The sequence below is a fragment of the Paenibacillus hemerocallicola genome (genome assembly GCF_006265175.1).
GTDB classification, from domain to species: Bacteria; Bacillota; Bacilli; order Paenibacillales; family NBRC-103111; genus Paenibacillus_AB; species Paenibacillus_AB hemerocallicola.
The window spans coordinates 40,379-57,334 of record NZ_VDCQ01000028.1 but is presented as its reverse complement, the minus strand read 5'-3'; the positions used below and the strand labels follow the sequence as shown (position 1 = coordinate 57,334).

The window sequence follows — 16,956 nt, the reverse complement described above, 5'->3', positions numbered from 1 at the left end:
CCTATTACCCGATCAGTGCGCTTTTATCTACCGACGACAGGATTTGCGCGGCGTCTTTCGCTTTTCGGTATATCACTTCGATAAGTTCGTTAGCCATGCGTTCGGTATCGCCGTCGGCCCCGTTGATTTCGATCCCCCCTACGTGGATTGTCACCTGGGGCGCTGCGGCTGGCGAAGCTGCTGCAGGCGCTGGGGCTAGGCTTTCGACTTTACCCGGTGCAATATTTACACCTAACCCGGTATCCTGGAAGGCCGAAGTTACCGACTTTTTCAGCTGCGCAGCCTTCTTATCGACGCCCTGGCCTAGTGTTGTCATAAGCGCCCCGCCGCTGTAGGTCAGTTCGGAAAACGGCCCGCGCTTTGCGTCGGAAAACGGCATTAGCTCTCTTACTTTCTTGAATACACTTTTTACACCGTCTACTAGCTTATCTTTCGCGCCCAGGATACCGTCTACCATTGTCATAATAATGTTTGCGCCCCATTCCTTCGCTTCGGTTATCTTGTTCGTTACCCAGGAAGTCATAGCGCCCCAGACAGCCTTCATGCCTTCCCATAGCTTCCCGGCGTATTCCGTAACCTTATCCCAGTTCTTATACAGCAGGATTCCCGCGCCGATCAGCAGGCCAATAGCGGCAACTACCAGGCCGATAGGGTTAGCCATTAGGACTACGTTAAAGAACGCTTGGGCGGCTGCCAGTACCCGTGTTACCGCCGTCCCGCGTACCATAGCTGCGCTATACGCTGCCTGGGCCGCTGCTACGGCTTTTGCAGCGACGCTACCGCCTACCAGGAAGGCATTATAGGCTGTCTGTACGGCGGTCGCTATCTTCGTATAGGCGGCTACCGTTTTAAGGACTGCGTAGTACGTACCGAAGGAGATAGCCAGCCCGGTAACTATTGGATCAATCCAGCCCCAGTTATCAACGAAGTATACGGCTGTATCCATTACCCAGCCCGCTATCTTATAAAGCCAGCTGTTTACCATCGGCAAGCCCGTATTAAATAACCAGCTAATAACAGGTATTGCGGAGCTAAACGCTGCTACAAACACAGCGCCGATTTTCGCCAGCTTGCCCTGGTTTTCGGTGTAAAACCCGCGCAGCTGCGCCCATGATTGGCGTACTACCCCGGCGACTTTTCCGAAGCCAGCGCCAACGACAGCAGCGCCCTTCTGTACGTTCCCTATCCAGCGGTCTATATTACCGTCGGCCTGCAGCCTGTTCAGTGTGTCTAGGAAGATACCCAGGCGGGCCTTCGCCTTCTCAAAAAGCGGCTTCCCTAGCTGGCGGCCCATCGTACCCATGAAATCCTTAACGTTCGATACCATGCCCTTAAACGTCTTAGACTGCATTTCCATACCGCCCCTAAATCGGTCTTCCATTAGTGAGAATAGCGCAGCGTTAAATGCTCTCATATCCCTAATGCTGCCAGACTTATCTATCGGACTAGTCCCCAGCAGCTTCGCCTGGTCTTCTACCATCTTTTTCGTTATGCCGAATTCCTTTAAGCGTTCCAGTTCCCCGGTCTGCGCATCGGCTACGGCTTCGACGGCCTGCATTAAGTCTTTACCCATTACGGCGGCCATATCGCCTGTAATTCCCATTACCTTCTTTGCTTCTAGGCCGTAGGCGCTCATTCGTGTAGTAGCTTCCACAATTTGCGGAATCTCGAAAGGCGTCTTAGCCGCGAACTTCTGCGCCCAGGCCAGCGTTTCTACAGCCTTTTCCTGGCTTTTCAGTACGACGCCCAGCGTATTCTGGTACTGTTCCATATCCGCGTTCGCGCCGATCAGCCAGTCGAAGCCCATTTTAGCACCTACGCCTACCGCCAGGGCCGTTACTGCTCCGGCTAACCCGCTTATGTGCATTCGCGCCCCTGAAGCCGCTGCGCCCATGCTGGAAAGGCCGCCGCTAAAGCTTACCAGGCTTCGCTTACTCTGTTCGGCAGTAGCCGCGAAGCGCCCCAGGCTATCCCGCAGCCTGCCGTTTTTATCGCGAGTAAGGTCCGCTGATTTTGCGAAAGCTTCTGTAGACTGCTTTACCCGCTTAATAGTGCTACTAAAATGATCTTTCAGTGTCATTTTAGCGCCCATTGTGAATTCTTTTGCCATTCCAGCCCGCCCCACCCGTTACGAATAATCGGTTTACCGCCCACCGTCGAAGGCTGCCGATTTTCCATAATCGGGAAGGTGGCCGATTAACCGCCTATCGGGAAGGTAATAAGGAAAGATAACTTTATTTCTTTGTTTCTTTACTTGTTTCGTCCGGGTTAACTATACGTTGCGCTGGTCTTCCGCTCCAGGCTATGGCGATCTTTGCCTGGGACGCTGCCCGCAGTTCGGCGTTAATCTGGCTTAACAAGTCTTCGCCGTCGTCCGGGCGAAGCCGGGCGTATTTCTCTACCAGTCGGCCTAGGGTTTCCAGGTTACGACTTAATACCCTGTCTTCGGCGGTCCCGGCGTAGTAGTACGCCCTTTCGTGGCCATCCTTATACCATACCCTCGTAGCTTCTTCGCTTTTCTCCTGGCGAATCTTTTCCCACTTTTGCAAGTAGGTAAGCAGCTTGGCTTTCCACATGAAGATTTCATCTTCTAACGTTACTACGCCCTTCGCCCGCAGCTGTTCGTAAGTCTCACATTCTGCGCCGTATAACGCCGGACTGTAAAAGCCATGCTTACGGGCGTTCTGTGCAGCTGCAGCCTTGCCTTCCTGGGTACGCGGGCCTGTGCTGCACCCGGCGCAGAATTTACAGCGCCCGTAGCCGCTGTGGTCAGTCCCCATGCCCGCATAGTTTCGGCATAGGCCCGGCCCCCGCTTACGCTTGCCGCCACACAATAGCGCAGGCTTCCCGTTCCTCTCACCGATCATGTTTAGCGTATCGGCCTGCGGGTGAAACTTCCGCTTTTCTTCCATATCCTGCGGCGGGCGTCGGGCATTCGCTTCATTGGTCATCCTATCAGCCCTCCTTGCGTTCCTTCTTTAATGCTTGTAAGCGTTCCGTGCGCTCCCGCATCCGTGCTTGGTCCGCTGCCCACCAGTGGTCCAGGTCGGCCACAGTTGCGGCTGCCTGGCGCTGCGCTTTGCGTTTTTCGAAGTACGCCTTCCATAAGTCGTTAAGCGTTGCGTCGTACTGCCCCAACCGTTCCAGGTAAGCTTTCCTATCCTGGCCTTTCAAGAATTCGGGGTATTTCGGGAACGTCCCATTAAAAGCGTCCATTCCAAGCTGGGCATGGGCGGCTTCTATCCACGCAGTGTGAAAGTGCAGCTTTGCGTCTGCGGAACGTCCCGCCAGGTCGGCAAGTTCATCCAATTCGGCGGCCAACTCCCGCATATGCTGCTGCCATTCCTCGAAGTCCTCAATCCACCCATCGTCGTACAATTCGTTCAGTGCCTGCGCGTATTCGTCGTTCCAGTCCGTCATTTGGATAACTCCTTTCACTTACTTTTTATAAGTTCGTTTCGTATATAAAGGCCCGAAGGCCGAAAACCCCGGCTTCCCGTCTCAATCAGCCGTAACATACACGGTTTTGTTACGGTTGATCTTTAGCCAGCCGTAACGCCTTAAACCCAGACGGGGCGCGGGTTTACGCGTCCACGATACGGCTGATACGGTAAAAAGGCGAAAATATCTATGTGTATGTCGTTTCACGCTTTAAGCGGCTACGCTGGTACGGCCTCTGCTCCCTTTCTTTTTTCTTTTTAGATAAAAAGTAGAAGCAACCGTAACAGCCGTATCACAACCGCCGAATCCCGCGTGGCTCTATGTCCGAAGCCGTTACGGTTGCCCAAAAACAGCCGTACCACAACCGTATCAACCGTTTCCCAGTAAAATGGTAATTAAGCACTTATACAAACCTGGCGGCGTATTCTTCGGCTGCCCGCAACGCTTCAGCCCATGTAGCGCCTTCCGCTAGAAATTCCATAAATCGCGGCCTGCCTTCCCCTATCGCGCAGCCCTCCCGCCAGGTCGCAGCACATGACAGAAATGTTCCGTCGCTCTCCTTCTCGATACTTAACACGACATTTGTGCCTAGTACCCGGTTGTAGTGGTCATTTTCTAGCGTCCAACCCGGCACTTCGCCCAGTTGCGGTACAGTTGGCTTTTTCGCTGCCTTCGTAATGTAGTATTTTCGGGTCCTTTTCTCTTGCTCAATCTCGATACCAACATGAAGTAGCGCGGGCCTACAGCGGTCGATATGAGCTTTAATTTTGTTCGCTGGCGGCCATCTTTCTTCCGGGTTAATATCCTTAAGCAGTTTGATTAGTGCTTCGGAATTCCCATCCCAGGCAGGCCTGGATTTCATAATCTGTACAATGCCCCTTCCTACAGAATCGTGCTCCAGGGCCACCAACGCGTTATCTTTTCGGTTAACGTCGTACGCCTTCAGGAATGCGTCCTTTTTCAGTCCGCAAGTTTCTTCCGCAGCTACGGCCCATTTCGCAAAGTCAGCCATTCGGGGCGTACTTGCCAGCCGTACACTAGGCAGGTTCCGCAGCGCGGCGCTTACCGCGTCGAATATCGCCCCCAGTATCCGGGGCTGCGCTTCTTCGAACCGGGGCCAGAACGTCGCTTCGTCGTCCCTGCGCTTTAATTCGGGCGCGTGTATCGTTACGGCCCTGTCGCCCAGGTCAGCGCGTTCCGCTAGGTCCGTAATGCCGTTTAAGATTACAGGGCGCTTAAAGGCGAAAATTTGCTGCTCGTCGTTCGTGTACAGCGTCCGATCAGTTAGCGCCCCGCCTGTAGAAAGTCTGCAAAGTGCGTCGGATATACTGGGTGACAATTCAGAAAGGTTATCGAAGCTGATTAACCAGCCATTCTTCGCTGTAATTGCCAGCTGCTTTTCGCTTCGCGGCAGGCTCATAAGTACGGCGGTCGTCGGGTCTACTAGGCTTTGTATAACCTTGGTCTGCGTCGATTTCGCCGAACCCTGGCCGCCTTGCAAAATTAGCAGGGGATAAGGCCCTTTCGGATGATAGCAGCCGATAATGTACGCTACCAGCAGGGGCCATTCTTCTTCCGTTACGTTTACAAAAGGCCGTAATTCGTTAATCGTACCGCCCCGCTGGGGTGTAGGCAGTGGAAGCATTCCCTGGGTCTTATGAAACCGCGCTTTTGCTTCCTGGACGACGCGCCAGCCCGCCGCTGTGATTTCTACGACTTCCCCGCTTTCGTTCGCCAGGTCTATGTAAATCGTTCGAAAGTCTCCAGCCACCCGTATATAAACGTCTTCCTGTGGTCCGGCCATACTGGCCCTGGCTTCCAGCTGGTAAACTACGTCCTGTACGGCCTGATTGCCAGGTATCTTCTTATGCGTATCGTAATACTGATTCCGCAGCCACCGCTTAAACTGTTCGCTACGTACCCGGACCGATACACTTTTACCTTCCAGGGGGATATTCGCGTAAACTACGCCTTCTGTCGTGCAAAAGCAGTCCAGGTCCTTCGTTAGTTCCATCAGGACTTCGGCCTGCGATTTCTTTTCCTTCGCCCCGCCCCCTGTATACACTTCTGTAAGAGTGTCCAGGACTTTTCCTATCACTTCTTCCCGGTATTCGTCCCGTTCCCATTTATCCCTGTACAGCCCCGATTCGCGAAAAATACGTCTGATCTGTTCGGGGTCCTGGGTGTAAAAGGCCAGCATTCCCGTGAAAGCCAGGTCTGCTTCGCTTTGGGACGGGTATCCTAGCCCTTCCCATTCCCCCCGGTACAGCTTCGTAAACTTTTCCCCGTTGCCCGCCTGTATAGCTTTGCTTTTTACCTCGTCGTCGGTCATTTCCGGGGATTTTTTAGCCGCGCCCTTCTTTGTTTTGGCTGGCTTCTTCGCTTCCAGGTAATCGGTATACAGTTTTTCTACGACTTCCTGGCGTTCCTCTATCGTTGTCGGCGTCCCTGGTAGATGGTTCCCGGTTATCGTTAGGAAGCGGGTGCTAGTATGGTCGTACATTTCGAAAGGCCCTTTTCGTTCCCGCGTCCCAGGCTTCTTACCTTTCACGAATACCCGGTAGCCGTTACCCGAAGGGCTTACTTCCGTATAGCTGTCTAGGCTGCGTATAATCGCGTCGGCTTCGTCCTTCCATCCGTCGATCTTATCCAGGTCTACGCCTACGTAGCCGTTTTCTTCGCTACAGCAGAAGCCTATGCCGTCGAATCTTCCCGCGCTGTAAGCTGCCGCAGCTGCTTTAAACGTTGCCCAGGTCTTCGGTCGGTCCGTACTGGCGTTCCTTCCGTTAGTCTGCTTCGGTACTTTCGTCGGTTTTTCTTCTCCTGGGCGCGTTTCGTAACTCCATACTACCCACTGTTTCAGCGCCCGTAATTCTTCTGGGATATTGTCAAAACTAGCGACTGTACGCCGTTTTTGTGGTATAATATCCCTAGCTGATTCGTTGCCGCCCGCGCCCTGGGCGGCAGTTTCTTTTTCCGCTTCCATGTCGGTGTTCCCCTTGTCCTATATTCGGGTTCCCTCCCCCCGTTAGGCCGCCGACGCTTGCCCCCGCCGTTGGGGTTATTTTCTTTTCTTGGTATAATGAACGTAAGCCCATTTAGGAATAGCCGCCTGCGTGGCCCTTGCCCCCGCTGTGGGGCTATTTTTTTGACCTTTTGGTCCATTACAGCTTAACCCTCTCCCGCCCGTGCCTGCTTTTCCAGGCGGCGCTTCCAGTAATTCGCTTGAATTTCCGCATTACGTTCCGGGTTTTTCTTTCTCCATTCCCGGAGGTACTCGCGTAAGTAAGTCTTACGTTTTTCCTTCTTTTCTTCCGTTGTCAAGTGTCACACCTCCTTAGAGGGCAAAAAGAAAAAGGCCCCCAGCATTGGAAGCCTTTATCTAGCCGCTTCCTGCATGCTGGTAAGCCTTTCCCATCACTTACCTATCGTTTCTTTTAACGTCGTAACGATGAAACCGACAATGTATTAAGTTGTTTATCTTGTATACTTAAATTATCACGCCCCGAATCACTTGTAAAATTTTGTTGCCTACAGACAACAAAGGCCCCGGCTGCTTTAGCCAGGGCCTGTACTCACACTATGAAATTTTATTTTCAATTTCTGCTTTTAACCGTTCGATCTCGCCCTGAGCTGATTCCGGGGTTATGCCCCGTTCGGCCATTTTCCGAATGATTTCCACTTGCAGTACGTGGGCTTCTATGGCGACCATTATAGCCGATTCCATGCGATTAATAGCCTGGTTAAAACGGTCCAAAGTAGCGTTATAGTCCATTCGTATACACTCCCCGTATATTGTTTTACCGGGGCGCGGGCTGGTGTATAATGGAATTGGGATGTTCGCCCGCACTCCGGGCCGTACCTAAAGCCTAGCAGCCTGGCCGCTGCCGGGCTTTTTTGTTTTCTTGATTCTCTTACGCATGTTCGAATTTTATGGATAATAGTGTCGCGTTCCTGGCACAGCTGCGCGATTCGGACAGCGTATACTTCCCGGTCGCTGTCTGAAAGGCTTTCCTGGTTTAAAATCAATTCTTTAGCCAACGCGACATGTTCCCGCTTGGTTCGGTAAGCTGGTTGCCGTATTCGCTGTTAACGGCCAGCCATACGGTGCGGCGGCTGAATATCCGATCTTCACCGTTCATTGTGCAATCTCTCCTGTAGCTTCTTCCATAATCTCGGTTGGGATTTTGTTGGAAGGCTGGTTCTCTAGCCATTCCACAACCTTTTCCTGCTGGAATAAGATACGCCCCCTCACTTTGACATGCGGAATTCGACCAGGGCCAGTTTCCCTCACTCCTGCATAGATGGTCGATTGACTAACCCCTAAAAAATCTGCAAGTTTTGCAGCATCCCATAAAGCGCCCATTTGAATGACCTCCGGTATAATTGATAATGCAATATTATAGCTTTTGCAATATTATCTTAAATCAATTCAATTCCGTTTGCAATTAATTTTATTGCAATTGTTATATTTTGCGTATATTATTTCTGTTATAGGGAGGGCGATACCTTTGGAAGCTTTAGAATTTGGTCAATACCTTAAATCACTCCGCAAAACAGCAAAACTCTCAATGGCTGTACTAGCGGAGCAATCGGGTGTTTCACAGCCTTATATCTCACAGATAGAAAGGGGGGAACGCGGCATACCATCACCTGAAATATTGAAAAAACTCTCAACGGCATTAAATACGCCATATACCGACTTAATGGCGAAAGCTGGATTTCTTCCGGCAGATACAACTGCAAGTATGGACCGTTTGAATTCCATTAAAAGTTTTTGGGCCGAGTACCAGCAAGCTACTTCCCAACAAATCCAGGCAGATAAAAAACTAGAATCAACAAATAGGGAACTGCAAATAGCTGAATATGAGTTGCTATTTTTAGAGGAGATGGAACGGGTAACTGAACTAACGGAATTCCTGCAAAAACCAGGAATAACCTACAAGGGCAGTCCTTTGTTCGACCATGATAAAAAAAGGATAGCTGGCGTTATCGAGTATTTATTTGCCGAAGAAAGGGGAAAGTAGAAATGGCTAATATTGTTAAGCGCGGGGAGAATTCCTGGCGTCTGACTGTTAACTGCGGTAAAGATGCGAATGGGAAGTATATTCGTCATACGAAAACAGTAAAATGCCGTACTAAACGGGAAGCAGAAGTCGAATATGCAAAATTCAAAATTGAAGTCGAAACAGGGCAGTACATTAAACCGCAAAGAATGACTTTTGCTGAATTCGTAAATGAATGGCGGGATAAATACGCTGCCGATCATTTGGAGGAGAGAACGATTTACACCTACGAATCGAACCTAAAATTACGGATTCTACCAACTTTCGGCCATTTACAGATGGAAGATGTAACCCCAATGCACATAACCAACTACTTAAAATCACTTGGTAAGGAAGGCGGGCGGCAAGACGGCAAAGACGGTGGCTTGGCAACAGGTACAATTGAATATAATCATAGAATTCTAAGAAATATTTTCACACGCGCTGTAGAATGGGAAGTAGTAAAGCGTAACCCAGCTGCACCAGTTCGAAAACCAAAGGTAAGTTATAAAGATGTCTTGCCTTATAATGAAAATGAAGTCCAGGTGCTTATGCAATCCCTGGAGAAAGAACCTTTCCATTGGCAGGTTATGATTAAACTGGCTATCCATACTGGGCTTCGCCGCGGTGAATTGTTAGCCCTGGAGTGGAAACATGTTGACTGGGAAAAAGTACAAATCAATGTGCTGCAAAGTGTTTCATCTACTACAGCTGGTGTAGCGCGTGTTAAGGAACCAAAAACGAAAAAATCCAGGCGTAAAGTGGGACTATCCGAAGCAATGCTGGAGTTATTGCGGGAATACCAAAGGTATCAAAGCGAGGAACGAAAGGCCATAGAGGATTGGCAGGGGGGAGAACATTTATTCATCTTTGCCCATCCCGACGGCAAAGCATTTCACCACGAACGGCCTTACCTGTGGTTTAGGGCTTTTTTAAAGAAAAACAAACTGCGCTATATTCGATTTCACGATTTAAGACATACGGCAGCCACTTTACTGATAAACAAAGGCGTTCACGCAAAGGTTATTTCTGAACGCCTGGGGCATGGGAACATTACGACAACAATGAATATCTACGGTCATGCCTTACAGGAAGCAGATAAGGACGCAGCCAACAAAGTCAGTGACATTTTATTCATCCCGAGCGCCCGCAAAACGAAAGCATGAAAAAAGACGACGCTTTAACACCCTCAAAACGTCGTCTTCCCAAAAGATTAGCACCAATTTAGCACCAAAGCCACAATTCCCCCGCTGTTATACCAAACTTCAAAGCTCTGTACTACAACCAAAAACCCTTATATATCAAGGCATTTCAGCCTTCTGTTCCATCACTCACCAACAAACAAACACTTTCAACATGCACCGTATGCGGAAACATATCCACCGGCTGCACCTCCACCGTCCGAAACCCACCATCCTCTAACACGCGCAGATCACGAGCTAACGTCGACGGATTGCAAGAAACGTAAACAACACGCTCCGGCCGCATCGCGACAATCGTGTCGAGAAGCGCGGCGTCGCAGCCGCTTCGAGGAGGGTCGACGACGATAACGTCGGGGCGGATGCCGCGCTCCCGCCAGGCGGGGATGACTTCTTCGGCCTTGCCCGCTTCGAACTCAGCGTTCGTGATGCCGTTCAGCTCGGCGTTGCGCCGGGCGTCCTCTATTGCCTCCGGCACGATTTCCACGCCGTATACCTGTTTCGCCCGTTGGGCGAGAAAAAGCGAAATAGTGCCGACTCCGCAATAGGCGTCGATGACGGTTTCACTTCCGGTCAAGCCGGCGTACTCCAGCGCTTTGCCGTACAGTGCTTCGGTCTGCACCGGGTTTACTTGGTAGAACGAATGGGCCGAGATGGCGAACCGCACGTCTCCGATCGCATCATAAATACGGTCCCGCCCCCATAACACCAAGGTATGAGGACCCATGACCGTCCCGCCCCCCGGTAAGGGATTGACGTTATGGAAGAGGCTGGTAATACCGGGTACTGCTGCGACTATTCGCTCGGTCAATTGCTCCACGTGGGGGAGCTTGGTCTGATCGGTCACGAGTACAACCATGATTTCCCCGGTTCGAAAAGCTGTCTTCACGATAACGTGACGCAGTCCGCTTTGCCGTTTCTCTTCCTCGTAGGCCGGGATAGCCAGCTCGTGGGCGATACGTTTAACGGCGCTAACGATGTCGTCGGCCGCCTCGGTCCGGATCAGGCACAGGTCGGAGTCGACGATGGTGTGGCTGCCCGTGGCGTAGAAGCCGCCGACGAGGCCGCCCTCCCGTTCGCCGATTGGAACCTGCACTTTGTTGCGGTAGCGCCAAGGATCGTCCATCCCGATTGTGGGATGGACGAGTATGCCCGGCGATTGCTCCGTCCCTGGCTCGTCCTGCCCCTTTTCGAAGCGCACCGCTCCCTCGGCGTCACGCTGCTCTCCACCTTGCTCCGCCCTCAGCCCGTCCTGCCGCCTTTCGGATCGCTCCGTCTCCTCATCGTCTTGCCGCCCTCCAGCTTGCTCCTCCCCCATCTCGTCTTGCAGCCTTCCGGAGTTCCCCGTCCCCTCGGCATTCCGCCCTCCGATCACCCGAAGCTTACCAATCCGCTCCAGGTTGTCGACCACCATTTTCCACTTCATCCGAAGCTGCGCGTCATAGCCGAGATGCTGGAGCTGGCAGCCTCCGCATTCGTCGAACACCGGGCATGGCGGCTCCAGTCGGTCAGGGCTCTCTTCCAGCACGTCCAGCAATCGGGCGAAGCCGTACTGCTTCTTGAGGCCGGTAACCTCGGCGCTTACCCGCTCGCCCGGCAGCACTCCATGGATAAAAAGGGTAAAGCCGTTTACGCGGCCCACCCCTTCCCCGCCATGTCCTATTCCGATAATATCGGCGACGACCTGTTCCCGCAGTGCGACCGGGGCGGCAGTCTTGGCCGCGGGACGCTCGGTCCCTTCCCGTCGGCCGCCGGGCGGTCCGTTTCTTTTCGTTCGGCCGTTGCGGCCGTTTCGGTTTGGTGCCACGTTTATACACTCCGTTGCTAATCCTTGCCCTACCACCGGGGCAAGTCTTTATTTATAGGTCGAGGTTCCCGACTCGTCCACGAATATTTGCAGATGATCCGGCAGGACGGAGATCGTACACGGCAGCGTACCCCCGAATTCGCCGTCCAGGTTGAGCTGCACGTAATCCGGGGAGGTCACCTGAATGCTTTGCGTCTTGAAATGAATCACATGCGGGTCGTTCATATGCTCGCCGCGCAGCGCCGCCGATACGATGCGGATAAACTCCGCCAGGTTGCACTTGCGCAAGATGAATACGTCGAGCAGCCCGTCGCTCAGGCTCGCGTCCGGGGCCAGCTTCTCGAAGCCGCCTACGGAGTTGCTGTTGCAGATGAGGAACATCATCACTTCCTCTTGCACGAGCACTTCCTTCGAACGGAAGCACAGCTCGATCGGCCTCAGCCGGGGCAGCTTCTCCAGCCCCTTCATGTAATAGGCGAGCTGTCCGATCATCGTCTTCAGCTTGCTCGGCACCTCGTACGTAAGCTCGGTCATCGACCCGCCTCCGGCGATGTTGATGAAATACCGCTGATTGACCTTGCCTACGTCGATCACCCGCGTATGCTGCTGCAGGATCAGGTCGACGGCGAACTCCCAATGCTTCGGAATGCCGAGCGCCCGGGCAAAATCGTTGGTCGTCCCGACCGGCAATATGCCGAGCGGAGGGCGGTTCTTCATCTCCGCCATGCCGTTGATCACTTCATACAGCGTGCCGTCGCCGCCCGCCGCGATGATGATGTCGAAGCCGCGCTCGACCGCTTCGGCGGCCGCAACCGTGGCGTCCCCTTCCCCGATCGTGGCATGGGTCGACGTCTCCAGCCCGCCCCGTTCCAATCGCTGCAGGATTTCCGGCAGCCTTCGCTTCATTTCCTCCCGACCGGATGTCGGGTTGTAGATCAATCTGGCGCGTTTCGTCATCAACCCATTCCCCCATTTATGTTCGTTCGGCATCATTTAGTTTATATTCTCGGTTCTTATCCGTCCGAGCGCCTCCGCCGCGACCCGCTCCATCCAGCGGGATACCGAAGCATGCGGCAAAAGCGCTTTTCCATTATATTTGTATTCGAATCCGGCCAATCTGTCCGGAATTACCGTATTTGTGAAATACCCCGAGCTTAAAAACAGCGGAGCGACGATGACGTCACAGTCCGTCGGGTCTTCACGCCAAGTCTGCAGAGCATCGCGGGTCTCGTCGGGCAGCAGTAGCGCCGTCCGAACCTCCCTGAATCCGCCGAGCTCTTGCAATCTTCGCGCCACGCTCCCCATCCCGCTTTTCCATTTGGCGTAAAAATCCGGCAGCTCGCTGCCATGGCCGATCAACAGCACGCGCTCCCGCTCGGGGCAAGCCGACAAGGAGCCCAAATGGTGCAGCACAATATCCGCCACGACCGGATCGTCATCCAACGGAGGACAGACGTGCACGCTCGCTTCCCGGCGAAACGGCACCATGTCCGTATCGGACGAAGCCTCGGGCAAATCGCCGAGCGCATAGCGGATTTCATCCACATGCGTGCTTCCGTACGAGACGAATAACGGCACGACTACGAGATCGGCAACGCCCATCGCTTCGAGCTCATCGATGCCGTCCTGAATAAGCCGTCCCTCGACAATTTCCAGAAACGAAGAAACGACCGGAACTCCTCCATCTTCGATTGCGGGCAACCGGATATCCGCTACCGCCCGATCGATGAGCCGCACCCACTCCGGGCTGCGGGAGCCGTGACTGATTACGAGAACGCCTGCCTTGCCCATCCGGAGCACCTCTTCCGCTCAACCTTCATATTCATGCTATCGAAAGCTTACACGAAAGTCAATTCGGCGGCTCGCCATCGTCCGGCGAACGCCAAAAACCCCGCTCTCTATAGGAGCGGGGTCTCGCGGACAAGCGTATGGGACCGGACCGGCGGGCCCGCGATCGATTAGCGGCCTAGCCGCTCCAATGCCATTTTGTAACCGTCATTGCCGTAATTCAAGCACCGCTTGACGCGGGAAATGGTCGCGGTACTGGCGCCCGTCTCCGCTTCGATCTGGTTGTACGTGCTTCCTTTGCCCAGCATGCGGGCAACCTCGAGCCGCTGCGACAGCGACTGAATCTCGTTAACCGTGCACAGATCGTCGAAAAAAATATAGCACTCTTCCACCGTCTTCAACGTCAAAACCGCCTCAAACAACTGGTCGATCGATTTATCGTTCAGCTTCTTCAATTGCACTTTCTCTCAACCCCTATTTCCTGTCTTATTAACCTGTTTCGACATAACTCGCCGCATTCCTTCCTTTACGATTGTAAAACGTTAAAATTTTTATACGTCACCGGACTAAATTGTCATTCCCGCGCAACGGCAACTTGTTCGAAAAAAGGGCTGCCTTCCACGGCCAATTCCGCGCTCGAGCAGGACATATCCCCGAACTGGACGCGAGAAACCGGGCATTCGTCCAAACCAATCATTCGCCTACCACATACAGTATTACATAACCGAAATCCAAGAAGAAGGAATGTGAACCGAGTGAATCGACATCAATGGCCAGTCCGGTATGACCAACGGGACGTGCGGAGTTCGGGGGATTACCGGAGCTTCGGCCCCTATCCCGGCCCTAGCGCCGGCGGATTTCCGACGGAGAGCTTTGGCTTCGCCCCCCCGGCCCAGCAATTCGGACAGCAGCTGCCCGCCGCGCCGGCAGCGTCCTCGGGAGGAGGCGCCGGTCTTCTTAGCAGCTTCAATTTCAAAGATATCAAATCGGTAGTCGACCGGCTGGGCGGTATCGACGGCATCATCTCCACCGTTGGCAAAGTGCAGAAGATCGTCAGCAATATTCAGCAAATGCAGCCCATGATCAAGCTGCTCATGACGATGCTTCCCGGCAAAGGCAAATCGGGCGGCGCCGACGACGACGAGGCAGAATGGAAACGGCGCCCGCGCCGCCGCCGCAAGCGCCGTCGCAAAGGCAAGAAGAAAGCCCGTATCCGTACCTCCACCATATTCGTGCAGCAGCATTTCCGACGCCGGAGACCGTACCGGTAAACTCGCACAGACTCGCTTCCATGGCCCGCCCTCTTCCAAACCTGCGGATGAGCGGCGGGCCCCTCCTTTTGATTAAACGACCGTACTACCGCTCTTTAAAGCTCCGATCAAATCGTCGGCATCATACACGAACCCGTAGAAAAGCGCTACCTGCCAGAGAGCGATCTCCTTCGCCGTCTCCGTCCGGGCCGTTTCCTTATTCTCGATCGCGGTCACGGCTTGGCGGACGGCCGAGCACGTGTAGCCTTCCCGCTGCATATCCACCATACCTCCCGGGGAAGTGACCAAACAGCCGTTAATCGCGAACCCGGCGTAGATCAGGTGGTTGATGCCGTCGTCCCTGCATAAAGCGTGCAGCTGGGCTGCCGTTTCCGCGATGCCTTCCTCTCCTGCCGGCTTGGCCTGCTCCGGGAAGTCCAGATGCTGCTGCCCCGCCGCGATATCCGCCTTATTGTGCTCTCCGGGGAAGATCGACTTAGCGCGGAAACGGGCGAGCCGGTCGAGGACGTCGTCCCTCTCCACTTGACGCTTCTTCGGCTCGGCGGGACCGGCCAACCGGTCGGCTCTCTTGTACCCCGGATATTCGCGGAAATAGTCGCTGCCCGGACGAACCACGTGATAGACGGTCAAGCCCGACGATCTTGCCGCACCGAGCAAGTCGGGGAGCACGTTGTCGCATATGTCGTACGAACGCGGGATGTATTCCACGACCCGGTGCCAGCCGGGGTACTGCTCCCGAGTCCCGCAGTCCCACGCGTGCATCACTACGAGGGCGGTTTTGGCGGCGTTGATCGGCAGCTCGGTTTTGTTCCAGCCTCCGAACGCTTCCGCCGGAACGTCGAGATTGAAATCGGCGTCATAATGCTGATAATACCAAGTCGGAACGAGAAGCTCGCTCATATCGGTCATCCTCCTGTCGTGGCAAAACGCGTCACGGCGCTTTTGCTTCAGAGATTATATCCGTTCCAGTAAAAAGGGCTCCGCCTGCAGATCGTTCTGCCTGTGCGAAGCCCATGGAGTACCCTTATGCCGTTGTCGTTGTTATACCCAGCCTCTCAGCCTGCTCGCTTCCGCATACTTCTGCACGCCGACCATATACGCGGCGAGACGCGGAGTAATGCTTCTGCTTTTGGCCAAGCCCAGAACCTTATGCACCGCTTCGACCATCTTGCTCTCCAGCTTGCTGTTGACTTCCTCTTCCGTCCAGTAGTACCCCTGATTGTTCTGCACCCATTCGAAATACGAGACGGTAACGCCGCCGGCATTGGCCAGCACGTCCGGCACGACGAGCACCCCGCGCTCGTGCAGCCGGTCCGAAGCTTCGAGCGTCGTCGGCCCGTTGGCCGCTTCCACGATCAATTTCGCCTGGATCCGATCGACATTGTCCATCGTAATCTGGTTCTCGAGCGCGGCCGGGACGAGCACGTCGCACGGCTGGACGAGATATTCCGCCGTCGTCAGACGCTTGCTGAACAAATTCGTCACGCTGCCGAACGAATCGCGCCGGTCGAGCAAATACGGCACATCAAGACCTTTCTCGTCGTAGATGCCGCCATGCACGTCGCTCACGCCGACGATAATCGCGCCCCATTGATCGAGAATTTCCGCCAGATGGCTGCCGACGTTGCCGAAGCCTTGAATGCATACCTTCAAGCCTTTCATCGCCATTCCCTGTTGGGCCGCGGCTTCGCGGATCGAGATCGCCACTCCGAGCGAGGTCGCCTTCTCCCGCCCTTGCGAACCGCCGATGGCAAGCGGCTTGCCGGTAATGAAGCCCGGCGAGTCGTACTCGCGGATACGGCTGTATTCGTCCAGCATCCAGGCCATAATTTGCGCATTCGTATATACATCGGGTGCCGGTATATCCTTATTGGGGCCGACGATCTGGCTGATCGCCCGCACGTAGCCGCGAGCCAGCCGCTCCACCTCGCCGAGCGACATCGTGCGCGGATCGCAGATGATGCCGCCTTTGCCTCCGCCGTAAGGCAGATCGAATATTCCGCATTTGAGCGTCATCCAGAGCGAGAGCGCCGATACTTCCTCCGCCGTCACGCTTGGATGGAACCGTATGCCTCCCTTGGTCGGTCCCACGGCATCCGTATGCTGGGCGCGATAACCGGTAAACACCTTCACTTGCCCGTCGTCCATTCGTACCGGTATGCGTACCGTCAACAGCCGCAGCGGTTCCTTCAGCAATTCGAAATAGCTTTCTCCGTAGCCCAACCGCTCGAGCGCTTCATGTATCACCTTCTGGGTCGAGACCATTACGCCTTCGCTAAGCGCCGGCTGGTTGGCTCCCATCAAAATGCGCTTGTTTCCGCTCATTTGCTTCACCCGTTTTCCCATATATTGTATCTAAGCTGTACTACAGTTGTTCCTATTCCAGTTAACGATATGTGACACGG

16 protein-coding genes are annotated in these 16,956 nt (G+C 54.0%); 3 read left to right on the top strand and 13 right to left on the bottom strand.

The features are described from left to right. Nucleotides 1–4: 4 nt before the first annotated feature. The 7 genes from FE784_RS19895 to FE784_RS19865 all read right to left on the bottom strand — a co-directional run bounded on the left by FE784_RS19895 (nt 5) and on the right by FE784_RS19865 (nt 7,807). On the bottom strand, nt 5–2,110 hold the full coding sequence (locus FE784_RS19895; RefSeq protein WP_139603978.1) for a tape measure protein: 2,106 nt from the start codon (nt 2,108–2,110) through the stop codon (nt 5–7). 124 nt (nt 2,111–2,234) lie between these two features. Further along, nucleotides 2,235–2,951 (bottom strand): hypothetical protein, encoded by a 717-nt coding sequence (locus FE784_RS19890; protein ID WP_176706373.1) that lies wholly within the window; start codon nt 2,949–2,951, stop codon nt 2,235–2,237. A 4-nt stretch (nt 2,952–2,955) separates the two neighbouring features. Next, on the bottom strand, nt 2,956–3,420 hold the full coding sequence (locus tag FE784_RS19885) for a hypothetical protein (protein WP_139603977.1): 465 nt from the start codon (nt 3,418–3,420) through the stop codon (nt 2,956–2,958). A 424-nt stretch (nt 3,421–3,844) separates the two neighbouring features. Then, the gene (locus FE784_RS19880; protein ID WP_139603976.1) at nt 3,845–6,427 is read right to left on the bottom strand and encodes a phage NrS-1 polymerase family protein; all 2,583 of its coding nucleotides are present in this window, start codon (nt 6,425–6,427) and stop codon (nt 3,845–3,847) included. A 185-nt stretch (nt 6,428–6,612) separates the two neighbouring features. Continuing rightward, nucleotides 6,613–6,765, bottom strand: a complete 153-nt coding sequence (locus FE784_RS19875; RefSeq protein ID WP_139603975.1) for a phosphatase — start codon at nt 6,763–6,765, stop codon at nt 6,613–6,615. 256 nt (nt 6,766–7,021) lie between these two features. After that, nucleotides 7,022–7,216, bottom strand: coding sequence for a hypothetical protein (locus FE784_RS19870; protein ID WP_139603974.1), 195 nt, complete (start codon nt 7,214–7,216; stop codon nt 7,022–7,024). A gap of 363 nt (nt 7,217–7,579) precedes the next feature. Further along, complete coding sequence (locus FE784_RS19865) at nt 7,580–7,807, bottom strand: helix-turn-helix domain-containing protein (RefSeq protein WP_139603973.1); 228 nt, start codon at nt 7,805–7,807, stop codon at nt 7,580–7,582. 145 nt (nt 7,808–7,952) lie between these two features. Here FE784_RS19865 and FE784_RS19860 point away from each other — a divergent pair, with 145 nt between their 5' ends. Continuing rightward, nucleotides 7,953–8,468, top strand: coding sequence for a helix-turn-helix domain-containing protein (locus tag FE784_RS19860; RefSeq protein ID WP_176706372.1), 516 nt, complete (start codon nt 7,953–7,955; stop codon nt 8,466–8,468). A gap of 2 nt (nt 8,469–8,470) precedes the next feature. Then, complete coding sequence (locus FE784_RS19855; protein WP_139603971.1) at nt 8,471–9,652, top strand: tyrosine-type recombinase/integrase; 1,182 nt, start codon at nt 8,471–8,473, stop codon at nt 9,650–9,652. Between the two features lie 145 nt (nt 9,653–9,797). On the opposite strand, the gene rlmD is transcribed toward FE784_RS19855, so the two are convergent. From rlmD to FE784_RS19835, 4 genes are all read right to left on the bottom strand, one after another. Beyond that, nucleotides 9,798–11,492, bottom strand: a complete 1,695-nt coding sequence (rlmD, locus tag FE784_RS19850) for a 23S rRNA (uracil(1939)-C(5))-methyltransferase RlmD (RefSeq protein ID WP_139603970.1) — start codon at nt 11,490–11,492, stop codon at nt 9,798–9,800. A gap of 48 nt (nt 11,493–11,540) precedes the next feature. After that, nucleotides 11,541–12,449, bottom strand: coding sequence for a diacylglycerol kinase (locus tag FE784_RS19845; RefSeq protein ID WP_139604010.1), 909 nt, complete (start codon nt 12,447–12,449; stop codon nt 11,541–11,543). 36 nt (nt 12,450–12,485) lie between these two features. Further along, nucleotides 12,486–13,283: a sirohydrochlorin chelatase gene (locus tag FE784_RS19840; protein ID WP_139603969.1), complete on the bottom strand. Its 798-nt coding sequence runs from the start codon at nt 13,281–13,283 to the stop codon at nt 12,486–12,488. Nucleotides 13,284–13,450: 167 nt separating this feature from the next. Next, nucleotides 13,451–13,741 carry a YerC/YecD family TrpR-related protein gene (locus FE784_RS19835; protein WP_139603968.1) on the bottom strand — a complete coding sequence of 97 codons (291 nt, stop codon included), beginning with the start codon at nt 13,739–13,741 and terminating at the stop codon, nt 13,451–13,453. A 294-nt stretch (nt 13,742–14,035) separates the two neighbouring features. Here FE784_RS19835 and FE784_RS19830 point away from each other — a divergent pair, with 294 nt between their 5' ends. After that, nucleotides 14,036–14,551, top strand: a complete 516-nt coding sequence (locus tag FE784_RS19830; RefSeq protein WP_139603967.1) for an aminotransferase — start codon at nt 14,036–14,038, stop codon at nt 14,549–14,551. Nucleotides 14,552–14,623: 72 nt separating this feature from the next. On the opposite strand, the gene FE784_RS19825 is transcribed toward FE784_RS19830, so the two are convergent. Further along, nucleotides 14,624–15,451 carry a hypothetical protein gene (locus FE784_RS19825; RefSeq protein WP_139603966.1) on the bottom strand — a complete coding sequence of 276 codons (828 nt, stop codon included), beginning with the start codon at nt 15,449–15,451 and terminating at the stop codon, nt 14,624–14,626. 141 nt (nt 15,452–15,592) lie between these two features. Then, nucleotides 15,593–16,876 carry a Glu/Leu/Phe/Val family dehydrogenase gene (locus FE784_RS19820; RefSeq protein ID WP_425465554.1) on the bottom strand — a complete coding sequence of 428 codons (1,284 nt, stop codon included), beginning with the start codon at nt 16,874–16,876 and terminating at the stop codon, nt 15,593–15,595. Nucleotides 16,877–16,956 lie beyond the last annotated feature (80 nt).

Coding starts and splice junctions, on each gene's coding strand:
- FE784_RS19825 (WP_139603966.1), bottom strand. CDS start 15,451: ATGAGCGAGCTTCTCGTTCCGACTTGGTATTATCAGCATTATGACGCC.
- FE784_RS19870 (WP_139603974.1), bottom strand. CDS start 7,216: ATGGACTATAACGCTACTTTGGACCGTTTTAACCAGGCTATTAATCGC.
- FE784_RS19840 (WP_139603969.1), bottom strand. CDS start 13,283: ATGGGCAAGGCAGGCGTTCTCGTAATCAGTCACGGCTCCCGCAGCCCG.
- FE784_RS19845 (WP_139604010.1), bottom strand. CDS start 12,449: ATGACGAAACGCGCCAGATTGATCTACAACCCGACATCCGGTCGGGAG.
- FE784_RS19885 (WP_139603977.1), bottom strand. CDS start 3,420: ATGACGGACTGGAACGACGAATACGCGCAGGCACTGAACGAATTGTAC.
- FE784_RS19880 (WP_139603976.1), bottom strand. CDS start 6,427: ATGGAAGCGGAAAAAGAAACTGCCGCCCAGGGCGCGGGCGGCAACGAA.
- FE784_RS19890 (WP_176706373.1), bottom strand. CDS start 2,951: ATGACCAATGAAGCGAATGCCCGACGCCCGCCGCAGGATATGGAAGAA.
- FE784_RS19865 (WP_139603973.1), bottom strand. CDS start 7,807: ATGGGCGCTTTATGGGATGCTGCAAAACTTGCAGATTTTTTAGGGGTT.
- FE784_RS19895 (WP_139603978.1), bottom strand. CDS start 2,110: ATGGCAAAAGAATTCACAATGGGCGCTAAAATGACACTGAAAGATCAT.
- FE784_RS19820 (WP_425465554.1), bottom strand. CDS start 16,876: ATGAGCGGAAACAAGCGCATTTTGATGGGAGCCAACCAGCCGGCGCTT.
- FE784_RS19855 (WP_139603971.1), top strand. CDS start 8,471: ATGGCTAATATTGTTAAGCGCGGGGAGAATTCCTGGCGTCTGACTGTT.